Below are 19,845 nucleotides of genomic sequence, written 5' to 3' on the forward strand. Positions count from 1 at the left end.
TTATTTACCTTTTTAGAAGTTTAAACATAGCTTTATGAGTTTCTAAAATCAAACCTTCTTTAAATCTAAATAAATAATTATATATGGTTGCAGAAATCATCTGTAATAACAAAACAGATAAGACAGCACCATATATACCATATATTTTAATCATTACAAAGCTAAGAATAAAATTTAATATACATAACCTAATTGTTTTTTTATTTAAATAATCATACTCATTAAATTTAAACAAATATTTTTCTGATATAGTTGCCAACCCTGAGAAACAGCAAGAAATTATAATAAAAATAATTATATCAGAAGCCTCTTTATACTGTTCCCCATAAAGTAAAACAATTATTAGCTCACCGAAACAGTATAAAAATAAAAATGCTAAAATAGATACCCCTATAACAATCCAATTTAACTTTGCAACTAATATCTTTGTTTGCTCTCCTTCTTCTTCCGAATAAACTTTAATCATAAAAGAAGAAATAAGTGCTGCCAGAATAAAATAAAAACTATTACCTAACGTATATGCAACAGAAAATATCCCCAACTTATATTTAGAATAGTAACCAAGCAATAATTGGACAACTTGAGTATATAGAGTTATTGATAGGCTATATAAAATTAAATGTTTACCTACATTAATCATATAGTTTCTATGTTTTACCCCACCAGACCTCTTTGCACCATTAGTATTTGCATAAATAATTCTCCTTAAAATATAAGGAAAAAATGTCATTAGTATAATAGAAATACTTAACCAATGATATTCCAAGTTAAGATATGGCACCAAATATCTCGCTAGCAATGACACTATCAACCCAATAGAATTACATAGCATATTTATTTTTGAATTTAGTGTTGCATTAAAATAAATATTATAAACATCATTTAATGAAAAGTAGGTTGCTATACAGGTAGAAAAGGAAAAAATAAAGGTCAAATAATCTGATGTAAAATATAAATATAATAGAAGTATTGGAGAAATAGCAAAAAAAAGAACGTTTCTTATAGTAGCAGAAGCAAACATTACTCTTTCACCCATTTTTCTATTTTTACTTATTTTCTGAAAAATAACATTTTCTAAACCAAACATACAAACTGTTTGAACAATAGCAAAAATAGATGTAACAAATGCCAGCTTACCAAAATTTTCCGGTCCAATATATTTAGCTACAAGCGCAGTAACAAAGATGAGTCCGAATAGGTATATCACTTTTTCAGACATCATCCATAATGAATTATTTATAACTGCTCTATTTGAAATCTTCATTCTTACTTATTTTTCTATCTATTAATTTTGATTTTCTAATAACATATAAAATGAAAATCAAGATTATTGCGATCACGATTCCTATCGCTAAACCTATTAACATAATAACCACTTTATTAGGCTTATCTTTACTTACCGGATAATTTGGAGAAGCCAAATAACGATATGCTTTCACATCTTTAATACCAGTCAATTTACTATATAACGGCTCTAATTGAAAAATTTTCCTGTCTATTTGATAGTACTCCAATGGGTAAGTAAATCCTTTATCTTTAGCAATATCCAATTGTGCCTGCAAATATTTTTCACCCAACATAAAAAGATAAGTTCCATCTGCCAACTTAGAATCTGAAATATTCAGTTTCGCTTCACCACCTAAATATTCCGGCATAATAAAAGATGTTTGAGCACTTGTTAGATTCCGAGTAAACTCCGCAATACCCGCCTTCTTAGCAATACTAAGCGCTTTTTCTAAGTTATTAACTTGAACTGTTTTTGATTCATCTATACTTGAGGCAATTTGTTCTCTATGAAATTTTAAATTATCTAAAAGTAAGTCAAAACCAACTTTAAATTCCTTATTTAATTCATTAACGACGTAGTTATTTACATATTCAAGATATTGACTTAATACATATTGAGCATTCTCCGGCTTTTCATTCGTAAAGGTAATCATAAGTCCTATTTCTTCTAACTCTGTTTCATCTTTTTTCTTATTAGCGGGTCTATGTACCTTTAAATAATTCATGATTAAATCAGAAACAAACTTGCGTTTTTCTTTTTCTGATTTATCCGCAAGCTCCTGATTTACCCAAGATGAGTTATCTAAAAAATCCTTCTTTAAATCATCAGATAATAAAAAATGTCTGAAATTATCATGTAATACGTTAGCCAAACCTTCAGCACTAAATTCATTGTTACCTGTAATTCGAGCATATTCAGCACGAATAGGTAATAAATTACCTAATTCTGTAATACGTGGAGCTATTACGTTAGCTTTAGACGTCCATTGCTCTTTCGCAGTAAACGCATAAATACTGGCAAGTAATGTGGTGATAAATATAGTTAGAACAATCCACCATTTTTTATCCCATAAAATACGAAAAACCTCAATCAAATCAATCTCATCTGAGCGTTGTTCAGTTGCTCTTAATGAATCTGCCATAATTTCCTCTAAATTTAACCTAATGTTTTTTAACAATTATACACTATTTCTTACTGAGCTATACCATGTTTTTACGTTCTTTTGAGATTGCACTTGCCATATAATTATTAGATAATACCCAATCATTCAAAACCTTGATCTAAAACAAAATGAGCGATATTCAAATTCCTTTAATCTTTACAGATGCGGCGGCTCGTAAAGTGAAAACCTTAATTGAGGGCGAAGAGAACCCGAATCTTCGCTTGCGTGTGTATATTACGGGTGGGGGCTGTAGTGGGTTTCAGTATGGGTTTACCTTTGATGATCAGGTAAATGAGGACGATCTCACTATTGAGAACCAAAATGTAGGCTTGGTGGTTGATCCAATGAGCTTGCAATATTTAATCGGCGGTACGGTAGATTATACCGAAGGCTTAGATGGTTCTCGCTTTGTAGTTACTAATCCAAATGCGAGTTCAACTTGTGGCTGCGGTTCTTCCTTTAGTATTTAATTGGTAAAATTTACCTAAAAGATAACCGCTTGTATCAAGCAAAATAGCCTAACTTTTTAGTTTAGGCTATTTTTCATTTCTCTCACATTTACAACATTTCCTTTCACGTGGCGGAACAGGGTCTTCCCCGCCCTCACTCATTGGATTACAGCGTAAAATTCGTTTAAAGGCGAGATATCCGCCTTTGACTGCACCGTGAATTTTAATCGCTTCAACGGCATAGGTTGAGCAGGTTGGGTAAAATCGGCAGCGAGGACCAATCAACGGGCTGATGGCATAGCGGTAGAAATAGATGGGAAGCAGGAATAATCTTGCCAATAAACTGACGCGTTTTGGCTCACTTATTGGTTGCTCTGATGATTGCTTTGAGCTGGCTTTTTGCTCAGGCGGATATGTCTTGCCCATAATTTTTCCAGAGTGTCGAGAAACGTTGCGTTGTCTAATTTACCAATGCCACCTTTTGCCACAAATACAAAATCAAAATTGGGTAATTCGTGCTGTTTTAGGCGAAAACTTTCTCTCACAATACGTTTAATACGATTACGATCGTGAGCTCGTTTAAGATGTTTTTTAGCAACGGTTAAACCGAGACGAGGATTATCTACTGTATTCTCTCTCGCAAGAAGGGTCATTTGAGGGGTGCTGGCTCGAAGTGGTTCTTCAAACACCGCTTTAAATTGAACGGGAGCTAACAAACGCAGCTCCCGAGAAAAATTTAGCTTCTTCACACTTAATTAGAAAGGTGTTTTGGCTTACTCTGCAATTATGCAGATAAAGATTTACGACCTTTAGCACGACGACGTGCTAATACTTGACGACCGTTTTTAGTAGCCATACGAGCACGGAAACCGTGTGTACGAGCACGTTTTAATACTGATGGTTGAAATGTACGTTTCATTGCTTATCTACCTAAATATTTAAAAAGTTGGCATACAAAAATGTTTCTGCCAAACAAGGACCATAAAAAAGAGTTGCAATTCTACAGGCAAACAAAACAAAAAGCAAGAATCAATCTAAGTACAAATCAGATTGTTTGCAAAGTTTTTGAAAAATACGACCACTTGTAATAATCGCAGAAATTTATATTACTTTATGGCATAATCGTTGCATACTCATTTATCTATAATTTTGGAAAATATACTATGAATCAGCAAAAAATCGGTATTTTATTAGCCAACTTAGGCACACCAGATGAACCCTCTGCCCCAGCCGTTAAACGTTATTTGAAACAATTTTTAAGCGATCCTCGTGTTATCGACTTACCCAAAGTGAAATGGCAGGCAATTTTAAACTTTATCGTATTGCCAAAACGCTCGCCAAAGGTAGCTAAATTATACCAATCGGTATGGAGTGAAGAAGGTTCACCATTATTAGTGATTTCTCGTGAGCAGCAACGTTCTGTTCAACGCTATTTTGATGCCAAAGGTAAAAATGTGGTGGTGGAATTGGGAATGTCTTACGGTAATCCAAGCATTGAAAGTGCAACAGATAATCTGATTAAACAAGGCGTTGAGCGAATTATCGTGCTACCGCTTTATCCACAGTATAGCAGCACCACCACTGCGTCGGTGTTTGACGCTTTCGCAAACGGTTTAAAAGCACAGCGTAAAATTGTGCCGTTCGATTTTATTCATAGCTATCACAACGATCCGCTTTATATTCAAGCGTTAGTGAATTCTATTCAAGTTGAACAAGATGAGCTATTACTTTTCTCTTTCCACGGTATTCCAAAACGCTATGAAGACGAGGGAGATTTTTACTCAAGACATTGTTATGAAACCGCTGAATTAGTAGCAGAAAAATTAGGCTTACCAAAGCATAGATGGCTTGTTTCTTTCCAATCACGTTTTGGCGATGAAGAGTGGTTACAGCCTTACACCGATGAAACTCTTGAAGGCTTCCCACAAAAAGGCGTGAAAAAAGTGGCGGTTGTGTGTCCGGGCTTCTCGGCAGACTGTTTAGAAACATTGGAAGAAATTGCGGAAGAAAACCGTGAGAATTTTGAACACGCAGGCGGAGAATCTTATCGCTATATTCCTGCACTTAATTCAAATGGCGATCATATCAAAGCATTAGTAAAATTAATTGAAGCTAAACTATAATACAATTTGGGCGGATAATAAATCCGCCCATTTTTTATCTACTCCCCATTAGGAATGCACTTATTTTATTTAATTTTCTCTAACATTTCTCTGTTAAATCCCATCAATTCTACTTTTGCATTCGGTAAATGAGGGAAGTCATTTAATAAATCTTCAAACTTATCCAACCAACGGTAATTGGTACTGGTTTGACTAACTAAAAACCAGAGAATAGCTACTCTTCCAAAAATCCTCTCCTTTGCTTTATCATCTAGTGATAAGTTTGAGAAATACTGCTGCATTTTTTTAAATTTAGATAAACGAGGATCATCTAGTTTAGGAATAGCAATATCACTGAATTTCCTGTTCCAAATACGAGAATGGTGAGCAGAAAGGTTTCTTACAATGTTTATTTCATTCAACCAATTCTTTAATGTATTCTCATCTACATTAAATTTCTTAGCAATTTTCCTTTGCTGTTGCCCATTTAATAATGAGTAAAACTTAGATAATGCACCAAAATCCCAGGTTTCAGTAATTACCCAAAATGGGATTTCCTTCTCATTTTTTCTATGCCATTCAATAGAATCATCTTTACTACGCTTAATTTTATTAGCTGTAGTTTCTAGCCAATTTGCATAAGCATAATTAGATTTCCATTGAAATTTTAAGAACTTTTGATTAATCAGAGAATAATCTTCATAAGCCAAAGGATTTTCACGCCCCAACTCATGAGCCATGATATTACGAATATTAACTTCTAAACGTTCAATAATATCCAATAATAAGAGTCTTAGTTTTTTATCAAAAATATATAGCTTATAAACTTCTTCAAACTGTACATTTTCGAGAAAAATTTCGCTAAGCCCACCATCTTGATTAGGTTTTCTAGAAATATGCCAAAATCCAGATAAACGATAATACCCTACCTGAGATAATTTTTTCTCTGCATAGCTTTTATCATTTATGAGCATTCCTCTAGATATGAGTAGTTCTACTAATTCGTGATACTCTTTATGTGGTTTTGTAGGCATAGAATTGAAGGCATTTTAAGAAAGGCAAGGGCGTAGCTTGACACTCTAAGTCGATTACATTTAGTAAACCTCAGGGACAGGGGCTACGCCACGATTACAAAGGATTATACATTTTAGGTGATTAAAGTCAAAAGGTTTCATCAATTAATAATAGCAATACTGTACTTTTAAGAACTATAATTGCAAAAAACTAATAAAATTTTACCACTTCTTACCTATTTGCGAGCCACTTTTACCACACCATTAATGCTAGATAATTTGCGTAAAATCGCCTCAAAGTGAGCTTTATCAATAACCGAGATCTGGAATATCACTTGATAAACATTGCCCTCTCTTGCTTCGCTATGAATGCTGCCGATGTTGCTGTCCATCTTCGCAAAGGTAGAAGTAATAGCAGCTAACACACCCGGCTCATTCATAATATCTAGCACAATTTCCGTTTCAAACTTGATGGCTTTTTCTTTAGCCACTTCCCACATTACAGGTAGATAATGGCTTTGATCAAGAGCATAATCTTTTACATTTGCACAACAAGTATTGTGAATAACCAAGCCTTTGCCTGAACTAACGTGAGCAATAATGTCATCGCCCGGTATCGGTAAACAGCATTTTGCGAAACTGATGAGATGATTTTCCACCCCTTCAATTTTTATCGGTTGGTTATTTTCTGGGTTGCCATCAGTATCAATTTGCAATGTTTCGCCTGATAAGCGTTGAGCGATCACGCTGCTCATCTGGTTACCCAGCCCAATTTCAGCTAATAAATCGTCAAAAGTCGCTAAGCGTAGCTCATCTAATACAGGCTGAATAACGTCTGGTTTAAGTTCATCAATCGAATTCAAATTCATCACACGAATTAATTGTCGCTTGCCTAATTCAATGGCTTCATCGTGTTCTTGATTTTTGAGGAACTGACGAATTTTCGCTCGTGCTTTACCCGTTACTACAAAGTTCAGCCAAGAGACTTTCGGTCGTTTGCCCTGCTCAGTAATAATTTCCACCGTTTGCCCTGTTCGTAGTGGCTCGGTAAGTGGATATGGATTACGATCTACAATCGCCCCCACGCAGCGATCGCCAATTCCTGAGTGAACGGCATAAGCAAAATCAATCGCCGTAGCATTCGCAGGCAATTCCACAATACGCCCTTTTGGCGTAAAAACAAAAATATCATCAGAGAATAGATCCGATTTTACATTTTCAATAAATTCCGCTGTGTTGCCAGCACTGTTTTGCAATTCGACGATACTTTGTAACCATTGCTGTGCTTTCAATTGAACTGTGGTGTTGTGTGGATTTTCGCCCTCTTTATAACGCCAATGAGCGGTAACTCCCATATCTGCCATTTTATCCATATCTTCGGTACGAATTTGTACCTCAACCGGTACACCGTGCGGACCAATCATTGAAGTATGTAATGATTGATAGCCATTTGGCTTCGGTACTGCAATATAATCTTTCACACGCTTCGGGCGAGGTTTATACAATGCGTGCATCTGCCCCAATACGCGGTAGCAATTATCCACATTTCCTACTACCACACGGAAAGCGTAAATATCTAAAATGGAATGAAAATGCTGATCTTTCTGACGCATTTTTTGATAAATCGAATAGAGATGCTTTTCACGCCCATAAACTCGAGCTTCAATTTTTACATCCTCTAAACGCCCTTTAATATCATCTGCAATGCGTTGAATCAGCTCTTTACGATGGCCTCTCGCACTCGCAATTGCCATTTTTAATACACGATAACGCTGTGGATGCATTGCCTCAAAACCAAGATCTTCCAACTCATTTTTGATATGTTCAATCCCTAAACGGTGGGCTAACGGGCTGTAAATTTCTAAAGTTTCTTTCGCAATACGGCGGCGTTTATCGGGGCGAAGCGAACCCAATGTTCGCATATTGTGGGTACGGTCGGCGAGTTTTATCAGAACTACACGAATATCTTTCGTCATCGCCAAAATCATTTTGCGGAAATTAGCTACTTCCGCTTCTTGGCGAGTGCGGAATTTTAACTTATCGAGCTTAGAAACACCCTGCACAATATCAGCAACGCTCTGCCCAAATTCAGCGGCAAGTTCTTCTTCGGTGTAAGGTGTATCTTCAATCACATCGTGTAGGAGGGCGGCAATAACGGCTTCGTGATCTAATTTCATCTCAGCAATGATAGAAGCTACCGCAACAGGGTGGGTGATGTAAGGCTCTCCGCTTGAGCGTGTTTGCCCCTCGTGAGCATCGCGTGCAATCACATAGGCACGTTTAACACGTTCGATTTGTTCACTCGGCAAATAGCCTTGAATAATTCGATCTAAAGGTTCAAAAAGATACACGTTATACCTCAACAACAGAAATAAAAATGGACAACGAATTTGCAAATTTTGAGGAAAATCCTACCGCTTGCAGACCCAATTGTCCATTCTCTCTTGACGAAAAATAAAATTACGCTTCGTTGCTCATTTCAGTTAAAAATGAAATCGCTTCTTGCTCTGCCGCTTCTTGTTTAATAGACTCGTGGTTTTCTAACTGATCCATAATATCAGTGGTAATTAAACCTTCTTCAATTTCACGCAATGCAATAACGGTTGGTTTATCATTTTCTTCAGGCACAAGTGGCTCACGCGTGTGAAGTTGTAATTGTCTTGCACGACGTGCGGCAATTAAGATTAAATCAAAACGGTTGCCAATTTTCTCCGCTGCTTCTTGTACGGTTACACGAGCCATAAATTTACTCCAAAGATATATTCATTTCTATTCATAAAAAGATTGCAGATTATACAGAAATTAGGCTGGTTCTGCAATTATGGTAAGGGGAATTTAGGGGATTATTTAACTTTGGTTAAAACCGCCAATAATTCTTGCTCAACCTCTTTCCCAAATTTCCCCATTCGGAAATCAGCGATAAATTCATCAGTTTTCTCGGGTTGAGCATTAATTTTATCTTTTAAAAACTGCGGAAATTCTGATAAGGCGATTTCAGCCTTATTACCACTCACATCAAAAATAGTAGGAATTTTTGGTTCAGAAACAACCGCTTGTAGCTGCTCATCGTGCTTAAATTGTTTTGCTTCTTGGGCCTCTTTGCAGGAAATATATTCCACTTTGATGTTTGAATTGAGCTTTGCCATACGTTGAAAATACGCCACAATTTCCACGCAATCAGGGCAATGCGGTTCTGCCATTACCAGCCAATCGCCTTGTACACTAAGTGCTTTCAGCTTGTCTTCCGTTTCTGGCTCTAGTGTTACCTCAACATAAACCTCTAGCTGATTTTCACGATCTTCATCGTTACTAAACTCAAGATATTCATAAAAATGTGCCATAACTTCCTCTTAAATCGATTTTCGCCATAAAATTTCGCAATCCACTTTCACACTTTCCACTCTCTTTTGGGCTAATTTTTGCTGAATTAACGTGAATGTTTGTTCTGCGATCTGTTGGTGATCTTGCTTGATTGAGTGAATATGAAACGGCAACGCATTCAATAAATGATGATCGTCAAAGGTGGCTAAATGCAGCTCTTGGGTTAAGAGTTTATCCATTTGTCGATGCTCGGTTAAATAACGCATTACCCCTTCAAGCAGGGTAAAGGAAGCAGTAAAGACTGCTTCAGGTAGTCGCCCTAACTTTTCCACCACTTGCGAAAACATTTGGTAGCCCGATTCAGGCTGATAATCTTGGTGTAACACCCAATTTTCATCAAAATCTAAATGCGATTGTCCCAAGCCCTCACGAAAGCCTTTTAGACGATTTTGGCTCGGCGAGAGCGAAAGCTGACCACCTAAATAGTAAAATTCTGTTGGCTGATAGGCTCTTACCATATTTTCCACCAACAGACTGATCGTTTCAGTGTCATTACTGGTAATAGATGGCACATCTAGCCCCAAAATATAGCGGTCTAGCTGTAAAATAGGGGTATATTGAGTAATACTTTTATAGTAGCTCGGCTCGTGAAATGTTGGAGCGGTAATGAGCAAATCCACCTGTCTATCTAACAAACGCTCTATCGCTTTTTTCTCGCCGTCAAAGCTGTCGTCAGAGCAAGCAATCACAAGTTGTAGCCCATTTTCACGGCATAACTTTTCGAGCGTTCTAGCAGTTAATGCAAAGCCGTAGTTGGTAAGATCGGGAATGACTAAACCAATCACATTGGTGCGTTGAGCTTGTAAGGATTTTGCATAAACATTGGCTCGATAGCCGTGTTTTTGGGCGATTTCTTTTACTTTTTGGCAAGTTTCAGGCTTAATCCTAAAATCATTACCTCGCCCGTTTAAAATCATACTTGCGGTGGTTTTAGACACACCACTGAGTTCTGCAATATCGCTTAGCGTTAAGCGTTTCTTCACACTCTCTCCTTTTTATCATTTCAGGGCTTTCCCGCCCGTCTTGCTTTATTCTACGCTAATTGGTATTACTTTTGCTACTCTCGCTTGCAGAGGTCGGGAACTTTTCACGCTATTTTCACGATTTGCGATAAAGAAACGAGAGGTTAGCACCTTTTCGCCACCGTTGAGGAAAATTTCCACCACCGAGCGGTCGAAGAAGATATCTAGTGTATCTAGTTTTTCAATTTGACAATGGCGAACTGTGCCGAACTGTTCCATTAAGTCCGTTTGCTCACTTTGGCTACGATCTAAACTAAACACGTCGTTTTCAAAACGCATTGTGAGCGTTTGCCCTTTATCATTGCTGAAGAAATCTAATACAAGCGGTTGATTTTCTACAGAAATTTGCAAATAAGCGGTATCTAAATTATCGATTGCAAAATTTTCTGAAATTTCGACCGCTTGTAGTTCGTCTAAATTCGCAATCGGTTGTTGCACTACTTTGCCGTTTTGTAGGGAAAGTTTGCGGGGCATTGTCAGCATTGAATGCCATTGGTATTTGTCGGTTGGATAAGTGAGATCAGGCAAGCCCACCCAGCCAAACATAATGCGATCTGAATTTTCTACCGTTTGCGGAGCATAGAAATCAAAGCCGTAATCTAATTCCTCAATATGCTCTGCATTGAACGAATTACCGTTTAGCTGCCCCACCGCATAAGTAGCGTGATAGTTATTTTGGAATTGATGGCTTTCACGCAGTTTACCCTGTGGCGACCAAACAAAGAGATCTTTACCGCCAAGTCTAAATAAGTCCGGACATTCCCACATAAATACGTTGCTGTTATCAAAATCGTTCACAGCCAACTCGGAAATTAAGCGAGGTGTATCATTTAAATCATTCATTTCATAAATTAACGCTGTGCCAGTTAAATTTTCACGCTGTGCCCCAAGCACAAAGCGGATCTTGCCTTCAGCGGTAATATAAGGTTTCGGATCACGAACGTGTTCGGTGTAACCTGCTGGGGCTTGGTCGATAATGCAACGTTTTTCGAGCAATTTGCCTGAAGTATCAAAAATCGCAATATTTTGATGCGGCACACGAGCGTTATCAGAAGGACGGCGAGTGTTGCCCGTATAGAAAGCCACAATTTTGCCTTGCCATAAAATCGCCCCACCTGAATAGCAGCCGTGCGATTCAAATAGTTCATCGGGAATTAACAACTCTCCTTTCTGAAAGGTTTGAAAATCTTCGGTCATAAAATGCTGCCAATGCTTCATTCCGTGCAATGCCCCGTAAGGAAACCATTGGGCAAAAATATGATGGTTTTTACCATCAAAAAGTAAGCCATTTGGGTCATTAAATAAGCCTGTTTCAGGGGCGAGATGGTAAGTTGGGTAGAAATCAAGATCAGAAAGGACAGTTTGACGAATGGTATCTAATTCGTCCTCGCTTTGAGCGTGCAGGCTTTTGTATTTGCCGTTGTTGAAAATGTGCATAGGGTTGTTCCTATAATTTCAGAATTACGATGGTGCAAGCGTCCACGCTTGTACCGTGATAAAAATTAGGCACAAGCGTGGACGCTTGCGCCATCATTAAACTATTCCGCCAAAAACGCTTCTAACTCCGCTTTGTTCGGCAATGCAGACATTGCCCCTTTTGCAGTAGTCGCTAATGCACCAGAGGCGTTGGCTTTGCGGATCACTTCAACTAACGCAGTTTCATCTTGCCAATTTGGCGTATTAGCTAAACCTGCTAATAGCCCACTCACAAAGGCATCGCCTGCCCCTGTGGTATCTACAGGTTTTAATGCTTTGCCTGCTACAATTTGGCTCTTACCGTTGAGGTGGTAAATTGCTCCGTCTTTGCCTAGGGTAATGATGATTAATTTTTCAGGATATTGTTCCGTAATAGCTTGGGTGGCTTGTTCTAACGTTTCAGTATTCGTTAATAGCGTTAGCTCTTCTTCTGAGAATTTGAGAATATCCGCCATTGAAACCACTGAATTTACCACCGATTTCATTTCATCAAGGCTTTTCCAGAGGGATTCACGTAGGTTCGGATCGAACGAAACATAGCCTCCTGCTTGTTTTACACGGAGGATGGCTTCAATGGTGGTAGAACGTGATGGGTCATTAATTAGGGCGATTGAGCAACAATGTAAGAAATCGCCTTTATTAAATTCAGGTAAATCGCCAACTTCTAAGAATTGATCGGCACTTGGATTAACCATAAAGGTAAAGCTACGTTCACCGTTATCTAAGCCCACTACAACGGTTGATGTGCGCTGGTTGTCATCTAAAATCATATTCTCAACAGAAACATTTTCTGCTTTTAGCACATCACGCATAAATTGACCGAGTGGATCGTTGCCTACACGCCCGATAAATCCTGCCTCAACGCCTAAGCGAGAAACGCCTACCGCCACATTTGCGGGAGCTCCGCCTGCACATTTTAAATAGTGATTTTCGCCGTCTGGAATTAAATCTACAACAGCGTCGCCTGTTACCCAAATCTTGCTCATAATGTTCTCTTTCTATTTTATGTAATCATAACTAAAACGATTTAGCTAAAATTATTATAAATTGTAAGCGGCTCAATTTCACTTACTTTTTGCATTTTGAGATGCGTTAAATTGCAAAAAAATCTAAAAAAATGACCGCTTGTATTATAGCTACAAGCGGTCATAAAATGTCATTTTTTTACAGATTCACAACGTATTTGCCAACGCCTAACTCATCTTCTTTACGAGTGCGAGCAATAACACTTTCGGCGGATTCCACTACGCGTAACCCCATCTCTTCTTCGGTGCGGATTACCTCGCCACGCAGGGAGTTAGTGTAAACATCGGTAATTTTCACATCAACGAACTTGCCGATCATATCCGGTGTACCAACAAAATTCACGACACGGTTAGTTTCAGTACGGCCTGTCAGCTCCATTAAATCTTTCTTAGATGGGCCTTCAACCAAGATACGTTGCTCTGTGCCAAGCATCATACGGCTGAACTGCTGGGCTTGTTGGTTAATACGCTGTTGTAAACGGGCTAAACGCTCTTTTTTCTCTTCTTCTGATACGTTATCAGGCAAATCTGCCGCCGGTGTACCCGGACGAGCTGAGTAAATAAAGCTAAAGCTCATATCAAAGTTTACTTGCTCAATCACTTTCATTGTTTGCTCAAAGTCTTCGGCAGTTTCACCCGGGAAGCCCACAATAAAGTCTGAGCTGATGAGAATGTCAGGACGAACTTCACGCAATTTACGAATAATCGCTTTATACTCTAATGCGGTGTGGTTACGCTTCATCATTGTCAACACACGGTCTGAACCGCTTTGAATCGGTAAGTGTAAGAAACTTACTAATTCAGGCGTATCACGGTAAACTTCGATAATATCATCGGTAAATTCGATTGGGTGGCTAGTGGTGTAACGCAGGCGGTCAATACCATCAATCGCAGCCACTAAACGCAGTAATTCTGCGAATGTGCAAATGCCTCCATCAAAGGTTTCACCACGATACGCATTTACGTTTTGCCCAAGTAAATTGACTTCACGCACGCCTTGTGCGGCTAGTTGTGCAATTTCAAATAAGACATCATCAACCGGGCGTGAAACTTCTTCGCCTCGTGTGTAAGGCACAACACAGAACGAGCAATACTTATTACAGCCTTCCATAATGGATACAAACGCCGTTGGGCCTTCAGCTTTCGGCTCTGGCAAGCGGTCAAATTTTTCGATTTCTGGGAAAGAAACGTCCACAATCGAGCTTTTTCCGCCACGGATTTGGTTAATCATTTCAGGTAAACGATGAAGCGTTTGCGGCCCGAATACAATATCCACATAAGGGGCACGATCACGAATATGTTCACCTTCTTGTGAAGCAACACAACCGCCCACGCCAATGATTAGATTCGGCTTGTCTTTTTTCCAGTTTTTCCAACGGCCAAGTTGTGAGAATACTTTTTCTTGTGCTTTTTCACGAATAGAACAAGTATTTAGCAGTAAAACATCTGCATCTTCCGGTTTTTCAGTGAGTTCAAAACCGTGTGTAGAATTGAGCAAATCTGCCATTTTGGACGAGTCGTACTCGTTCATTTGGCAGCCCCAAGTGGTAATATGTAATTTAGCCATAGTCAAAAATATAAATATATCAATTAGTTAGAAAAGAAAAGCGTAAAGCAATTTATTGTTTTTGTACTCAAAATAAACCCTTTACGCAAAATTTGTGGCATATTTTACCCTGTCGCCTATTTTTTATCTAGAAATAATCTGCATAAATCTGATATTCAGCAAATAAAAAAGCCACGATTTTTTATATCGTGGCTCTATTTATCATTTTAGAATTATTTTGTTAAGGTTAAAACAATGCTTTCGCCTGCAACAACTTGACCGCTTAATTTAGATAAGTTGCTGATTTCATCCATATTTGAAATCACGATTGGTGTTAAAACAGATTTTGCTTTCCCTTCAAGTAAGGCTAAATCAAATTTGATGATCGGGTCACCCACTTTCACCGTTTGACCTTCTGTTGCAATACGAGAGAAACCTTCGCCTTTTAATTCAACGGTATCAATACCGAAGTGAACGAATAATTCTACGCCATCTTCAGACTCAATAGAGAATGCGTGGTTGGTTTCAAAAATCTTACCGATTGTACCATTTACCGGTGAAACGATCGTATCGCCAGTTGGACGAATTGCAACGCCATCGCCTACAATCTTCTCAGAAAAAACAACATCTGGTACATCTTCGATGTTTACAATCTCGCCTGTTAATGGCGAATAGATTTTGATCTCTTGGCTCTCTTTTTGTTTTGAGCCGAATAATTTATCAAATAAACCCATCTTAAAATCTCCCTCAGATATTACAGAATTCCCGTACATTTTATACGAGAATTTTGTATTTGTATGCTAAATAATTTAAATTAGTTTAATTTTTGGTAAAAGGCTTCAACTAAACGTTCAATATCCGCAGCCGTTGGCTGAGCAAGGGCTTCATCAGCGAGTGCTTTTGCATCGGCAAAATTAATTGAACGAATGAGTTTCTTAACGTGCGGCACAGAAATACCGCTCATACTAAACTCATCTAAGCCCATACCAAGCAATAATGCCGTTGCACGTACATCACCTGCTAATTCACCACACATACCTGTCCATTTACCTTCTGCGTGTGAAGCATCGATTACTTGTTTGATTAAGTTTAATACTGATGGGCTTAATGGATTATATAAGTGAGCGATAATTTCATTACCACGATCCACTGCCAGCGTATATTGCGTTAAATCGTTTGTACCAATACTGAAGAAATCAGCTTCTTTCGCCAGGTGGCGAGCATTTACCGCAGCTGATGGCGTTTCCACCATAATACCGAGTTTTAAATTTTCATCGAATGAATGACCTTCATTACGTAATTGATCTTTTAACTCTTCAACGATTGATTTTAATAATCGGATTTCCTCTACCGAAATAATCATTGGGAACATTACCGCTAAATTACCAAAGGCAGAGGCACGCAATACCGCACGTAATTGAGTATCTAAAATTTCACGACGGGTAAAACCAATACGCACAGCACGCCAACCTAAGAACGGGTTCATTTCTTTTGGTAAATCAAGGTACGGTAATTCTTTATCGCCACCAATATCCATAGTACGAAGAATCACCATCTTATCGCCCATCGCTTCTACAATTTCTTTGTAAGCTTGGAATTGCTCTTCTTCACCCGGCAGTTGAGCTCTATCCATAAATAAGAACTCAGTACGGTATAAACCTACTGCTTCACCACCGTTACGCAATACGCCATCTACATCACGGATTGTGCCGATGTTACCTGCTACATCAACCTTATGGCCATCTAAGGTTTCAGCAGGCAGATCTTTTAATTTCGCTAATTCTTCTTTTTCCGCATTTAATTTATTTTGTAATGCTTTAAATTCTGCAATTTTTTCTTCTGATGGATTTAAATGCACTTCGTTGTTAATTGCATCTAAAATCAAGAAATCGCCAGTTTTTACTAAAGAAGTTACATTATTCGTCCCTACAATAGCAGGAAGCTCTAATGAACGAGCCATAATTGAAGTGTGAGATGTACGACCACCAATATCCGTAATAAAGCCTAATACTTTATCTAAATTTAGTTGCGCGGTTTCAGATGGGGTTAAGTCGTAAGCGACTAAAATAACTTCGTCTTGAATATCACCTAAATCCACAATATTCATATTTAAAATATTACGCACTAAACGATTACCGATATCACGAATATCGCCTGCACGTTCTTTTAAATATTCATCATCAATTTCCGCAAGCATTGCCGCTTGCATTTCAATGACTTTACTTGCTGCAACATCAGCTGTAACAAGATTATCACTCAGGTAACTTAGAATTTCTTCTTCAAGCTCTTCATCTTCTAAGATCATTAAATGACCTTCAAAAATCGCTTCTTTTTCTTCGCCCAACGTTCGGCGAGCTTTCTCTTTAATCGCGGTTAATTGTGCAGCTGCTTTTTCACGTCCTTCAAAGAATTTCGCTTTTTCAGACTCAACTTCGCTTTCATCAATTTTGCGAGTATTTAATACAATTGGCTCTTCTTTTAAAACCAATGCTTTTCCAAATACTGCACCGGGGGAAGCTGCGATACCTGTAATCATAATCGTGTCCTTATCTAAGACGATAAATCGTCTGGTGTTGCATAGCAAAACACTTTATCGCAGCATTTCGCTACAATAAAGTGGTATAAATCTTAATCCGAGAGTAGAAAAATTATTCTAAAGTAGGAATTAAATCAACTAAGAAATCAACTGCTTTTTGCTCATCTTCGCCTTCAGCAGAAATCGTGATTGTAGTACCTTGAGTTAAACCCAACGTTTGTAATTTAAATAAACTCTTTGCACTTGCACTTTTACCGCCAGACTCAACAGTAATATCAGAGGCAAAGCCTTTAGCCGCTTTAACAAATTCAGCTGCCGGACGGGTGTGTAAACCATTCGGGGCTGTGATAACAACATCTTTTGAGTACATAATGTATTCCTCTTAAATTTGAAAGTTAAAAAAATGTGTTTTAATTAAATCGATTTAGCTCACAACTTTACTACAAATTCAAATTAAACACACGCTAAAAAAATGAAAAACTTGTTGCTTTAGGCTAAAAAATTGCTAATTTTCTGAGCTGATTTAAAAATCATTTGCCAAATATCAAGATTTTAGCACACTGCCAAATGGAAATGTTACAATAATTTCCACTGAACTTTCCCTTAATTTTCAACATTGGAGCAATATGCTTAGCAAATTAACCAAAACAACAGCGTGGTTTATCTACTTTGGCATTATTGCTCTTTATGGTTTTAGTTTATGGGCACTGGTCGGATATCAACAAAACAGTACCTTAATTGCTAGTGTTGATGTGTTGAAAATTCTCGCTTATAGCTCGCTTCAGTCCACACTTTCTGCCGTAATTTCACTTATTTTAGGTGGTCTTTTGGCGAGATCTTTTTTCTACTTAGACTTTAAAGGCAAGCAATTACTTTATAAAACCATCTCTTTTGTTTGGGCATTACCGTCACTTGTGATTATTTTTGCCGTGATTGGCGTATTCGGCAATTCAGGCTGGCTGGCACAATTTTTTCGCTCTTTAGGCTTGGAGTGGCAATTTAATTTATACGGCTTACACGGCATTATTATTGCTCACTGCTTATTTAATATTCCTTTTGTGATGAAGTATTACATCAGCGGATTAAACCTTATTCCAAGCAGCCGTTTTCAACTTGCCGCTCAATTAAATTTAAAAGGTTGGAATTTCATCAATATTGTAGAAATGCCCGTTATCAAAACCCTGTTTCCTTATATTTTTATGACGGTGTTTCTCGTCTGTTTTACTAGCTTTCCGATAGTATTAATGCTCGGCGGCAGCCCGAAATATAGCACGCTGGAAGTTGCTATTTATCAAGCGGTTACTTTTGAATTTGATTTTGCAAAAGCGATTATCTTAATTGCCGTACAATTTGTTGTGGGCATTGGCTTACAATTTGTGATGAGCCGAATTTCTACCACCGCATTGAAAGAATTAAAACAACAATCCAACCGAGTAGAAATATGGAAACCAAAGCCAACAGGCTCGGCAAAATGGCTATTACAAGCGGTCATTTTTTTGCAAAGTTTTGCAATAATTCTACCGCTTGTAAGCGTAGTTTGGGCTGGAGTTGGCGTATCAAAATTCAGTGAGCGATTGCTCAACCCAGCATTATGGAAAGCAGCACAGTTCTCTTTGGTTTTAAGCCTGATTGCCTCTTTTGTCGTGATTGGCATTAGTTATCTAATTGCGTTAGAAGCCCGCCAACTGCTCTATAAAAAGGCCAAAATCGCTCACAGTATTTTAGGCAGCGTGGCGATTTATCCGTTAGTGCTACCTATCTTTTTATTGTCAGTTGGGTTATTTATTTTATTGATGAACCAAAATCTCTCCACAACGGAACTGTTAATTTTAGTTGGTGTATGTAATGGCTTAACCTTACTGCCTTTTATCTACCCAATGCTCTTTTCAGCAATGTGGAACAGCCTAACCAGCCACGACAAACTGGCTCGTGGCTTAGGGCTAACAGGCTTTCAACGCTGGTGGATTGTGGAAAAAACGCAGCTAATTCAACCGCTTGCAACCGCTTTTGCATTAGCGATGCCCTCCAGTTTAGGCAGTTTTACCGTGATTGCCTTTTTTGGCAATCGGGATTTCAGCTCGCTGCCTTATTTGCTCTATCAACAACTTGGGAGCTATAGAACTGAAGATGCTGCTGTTACCGCATTGATATTAATGCTTTTCTCCTTGCTACCATTTTTATGTATAAAGGACAAAATATGATCGAACTTGATCTTCACTTTACTTATGAACAGATGAAAATGCACTTCAAACTTTCTGCCAATAAAGGCGAACGCATTGCGGTTGTTGGCGAAAGTGGAGCAGGCAAAAGCACATTACTCAACTTAATTGCAGGATTTGAGAAAGCCGAAAAAGGCGAATTATTGTTAAATCAAGAACAACATACTCACACTGACGTGGCACAACGCCCTGTTTCGATGCTGTTCCAAGATAACAATATTTTTCCGCATTTAACGGTAGAACAAAATATTGGCTTAGCCCTTGTGCCAAGCCTCTCACTGAATGCAGAACAAAAATCACAAGTCAAACAAATTGCCACTCAAATGGGGATTGAAGAATCTTTACACCGCCAAGCGGATCAACTTTCAGGCGGACAAAAACAGCGTGTTGCCCTTGCTCACACACTGTTGCGTGATAAGCCAATTCTATTGCTAGACGAACCTTTCTCCGCCCTCGACCCAAAACGCCGAGAAGAATTACAACACATCGTGCTGGATATTTGCCAAAGCCGTCATCTCACACTTTTAATGGTAACGCACCAATTAGAGGAAAGTTTATTTTTGTTTAATCGGGTGATTATGGTTGATGACGGAAAGGTTATTTCCGATCAAAAAATTTAAACCTCA

The 19,845-nt window shown here is 38.3% G+C and carries 20 protein-coding genes; 4 read left to right on the plus strand and 16 right to left on the minus strand.

Annotated features, from left to right (window positions below):
* Positions 1 to 4: 4 nt before the first annotated feature.
* A complete protein-coding gene (locus ACERCG_RS06345; protein WP_373611212.1) occupies positions 5 to 1,264 on the minus strand; it encodes an oligosaccharide flippase family protein in 1,260 nt (419 codons plus the stop codon).
* The gene (locus tag ACERCG_RS06350; protein ID WP_373611213.1) at positions 1,248 to 2,429 is read right to left on the minus strand and encodes an LPS O-antigen chain length determinant protein WzzB; all 1,182 of its coding nucleotides are present in this window, start codon (positions 2,427 to 2,429) and stop codon (positions 1,248 to 1,250) included. Before ACERCG_RS06350 ends, ACERCG_RS06345 begins: the two co-directional genes overlap by 17 nt.
* A gap of 149 nt (positions 2,430 to 2,578) precedes the next feature.
* Between ACERCG_RS06350 and erpA the strand changes: the two genes are divergently transcribed.
* A complete protein-coding gene (erpA, locus tag ACERCG_RS06355; RefSeq protein WP_373611214.1) occupies positions 2,579 to 2,920 on the plus strand; it encodes an iron-sulfur cluster insertion protein ErpA in 342 nt (113 codons plus the stop codon).
* Between the two features lie 66 nt (positions 2,921 to 2,986).
* Here erpA and yidD read toward each other — a convergent pair whose 3' ends face one another.
* Genes yidD through rpmH form a run of 3 tightly spaced genes read right to left on the minus strand, consistent with a single transcriptional unit; the run spans position 2,987 to position 3,818 of the window.
* Positions 2,987 to 3,325, minus strand: a complete 339-nt coding sequence (gene yidD, locus ACERCG_RS06360) for a membrane protein insertion efficiency factor YidD (RefSeq protein ID WP_373611215.1) — start codon at positions 3,323 to 3,325, stop codon at positions 2,987 to 2,989.
* Entirely contained in the window at positions 3,262 to 3,648 is a 387-nt protein-coding gene (gene rnpA / locus ACERCG_RS06365) for a ribonuclease P protein component (protein ID WP_373611216.1), read from the minus strand. The genes yidD and rnpA overlap by 64 nt, the downstream gene beginning before the upstream one ends.
* Before the next feature lie 35 nt (positions 3,649 to 3,683).
* Positions 3,684 to 3,818 carry a 50S ribosomal protein L34 gene (gene rpmH, locus ACERCG_RS06370; RefSeq protein ID WP_005599701.1) on the minus strand — a complete coding sequence of 45 codons (135 nt, stop codon included), beginning with the start codon at positions 3,816 to 3,818 and terminating at the stop codon, positions 3,684 to 3,686.
* 244 nt (positions 3,819 to 4,062) lie between these two features.
* Between rpmH and hemH the strand changes: the two genes are divergently transcribed.
* Positions 4,063 to 5,022 carry a ferrochelatase gene (hemH, locus tag ACERCG_RS06375; RefSeq protein ID WP_373611217.1) on the plus strand — a complete coding sequence of 320 codons (960 nt, stop codon included), beginning with the start codon at positions 4,063 to 4,065 and terminating at the stop codon, positions 5,020 to 5,022.
* A gap of 65 nt (positions 5,023 to 5,087) precedes the next feature.
* Here the strand turns inward: hemH and ACERCG_RS06380 are convergent, their stop codons facing one another.
* From ACERCG_RS06380 to ACERCG_RS06430, 11 genes are all read right to left on the minus strand, one after another.
* The gene (locus tag ACERCG_RS06380; RefSeq protein WP_373611218.1) at positions 5,088 to 6,035 is read right to left on the minus strand and encodes an Abi family protein; all 948 of its coding nucleotides are present in this window, start codon (positions 6,033 to 6,035) and stop codon (positions 5,088 to 5,090) included.
* A gap of 215 nt (positions 6,036 to 6,250) precedes the next feature.
* Complete coding sequence (spoT, locus tag ACERCG_RS06385) at positions 6,251 to 8,365, minus strand: bifunctional GTP diphosphokinase/guanosine-3',5'-bis pyrophosphate 3'-pyrophosphohydrolase (protein ID WP_373611219.1); 2,115 nt, start codon at positions 8,363 to 8,365, stop codon at positions 6,251 to 6,253.
* Positions 8,366 to 8,474: 109 nt separating this feature from the next.
* A complete protein-coding gene (gene rpoZ, locus ACERCG_RS06390; protein WP_025216583.1) occupies positions 8,475 to 8,756 on the minus strand; it encodes a DNA-directed RNA polymerase subunit omega in 282 nt (93 codons plus the stop codon).
* A 101-nt stretch (positions 8,757 to 8,857) separates the two neighbouring features.
* Entirely contained in the window at positions 8,858 to 9,355 is a 498-nt protein-coding gene (locus ACERCG_RS06395) for a thioredoxin family protein (RefSeq protein ID WP_373611220.1), read from the minus strand.
* Between the two features lie 9 nt (positions 9,356 to 9,364).
* On the minus strand, positions 9,365 to 10,378 hold the full coding sequence (locus ACERCG_RS06400) for a LacI family DNA-binding transcriptional regulator (protein ID WP_373611221.1): 1,014 nt from the start codon (positions 10,376 to 10,378) through the stop codon (positions 9,365 to 9,367).
* A 45-nt stretch (positions 10,379 to 10,423) separates the two neighbouring features.
* The gene (locus ACERCG_RS06405) at positions 10,424 to 11,854 is read right to left on the minus strand and encodes a glycoside hydrolase family 32 protein (protein ID WP_373611222.1); all 1,431 of its coding nucleotides are present in this window, start codon (positions 11,852 to 11,854) and stop codon (positions 10,424 to 10,426) included.
* A 101-nt stretch (positions 11,855 to 11,955) separates the two neighbouring features.
* Positions 11,956 to 12,879 (minus strand): aminoimidazole riboside kinase, encoded by a 924-nt coding sequence (locus tag ACERCG_RS06410; RefSeq protein WP_373611223.1) that lies wholly within the window; start codon positions 12,877 to 12,879, stop codon positions 11,956 to 11,958.
* Between the two features lie 178 nt (positions 12,880 to 13,057).
* Positions 13,058 to 14,485, minus strand: a complete 1,428-nt coding sequence (gene miaB / locus ACERCG_RS06415; protein WP_373611224.1) for a tRNA (N6-isopentenyl adenosine(37)-C2)-methylthiotransferase MiaB — start codon at positions 14,483 to 14,485, stop codon at positions 13,058 to 13,060.
* 212 nt (positions 14,486 to 14,697) lie between these two features.
* Positions 14,698 to 15,198 (minus strand): PTS glucose transporter subunit IIA, encoded by a 501-nt coding sequence (gene crr, locus ACERCG_RS06420; protein ID WP_373611225.1) that lies wholly within the window; start codon positions 15,196 to 15,198, stop codon positions 14,698 to 14,700.
* Between the two features lie 80 nt (positions 15,199 to 15,278).
* The gene (ptsI, locus tag ACERCG_RS06425; RefSeq protein WP_373611226.1) at positions 15,279 to 17,000 is read right to left on the minus strand and encodes a phosphoenolpyruvate-protein phosphotransferase PtsI; all 1,722 of its coding nucleotides are present in this window, start codon (positions 16,998 to 17,000) and stop codon (positions 15,279 to 15,281) included.
* Between the two features lie 112 nt (positions 17,001 to 17,112).
* On the minus strand, positions 17,113 to 17,370 hold the full coding sequence (locus ACERCG_RS06430; protein WP_373611227.1) for an HPr family phosphocarrier protein: 258 nt from the start codon (positions 17,368 to 17,370) through the stop codon (positions 17,113 to 17,115).
* A 256-nt stretch (positions 17,371 to 17,626) separates the two neighbouring features.
* Between ACERCG_RS06430 and thiP the strand changes: the two genes are divergently transcribed.
* Together thiP and thiQ are read left to right on the plus strand one after the other, a co-directional pair.
* Complete coding sequence (gene thiP, locus ACERCG_RS06435; protein WP_373611228.1) at positions 17,627 to 19,201, plus strand: thiamine/thiamine pyrophosphate ABC transporter permease ThiP; 1,575 nt, start codon at positions 17,627 to 17,629, stop codon at positions 19,199 to 19,201.
* The gene (gene thiQ, locus ACERCG_RS06440; RefSeq protein ID WP_373611229.1) at positions 19,198 to 19,839 is read left to right on the plus strand and encodes a thiamine ABC transporter ATP-binding protein; all 642 of its coding nucleotides are present in this window, start codon (positions 19,198 to 19,200) and stop codon (positions 19,837 to 19,839) included. The genes thiP and thiQ overlap by 4 nt, the downstream gene beginning before the upstream one ends.
* The last annotated feature ends 6 nt before the right edge of the window (positions 19,840 to 19,845 follow it).

The organism is Mannheimia sp. E30BD (genome assembly GCF_041807785.1).
GTDB lineage: Bacteria > Pseudomonadota > Gammaproteobacteria > Enterobacterales > Pasteurellaceae > Mannheimia.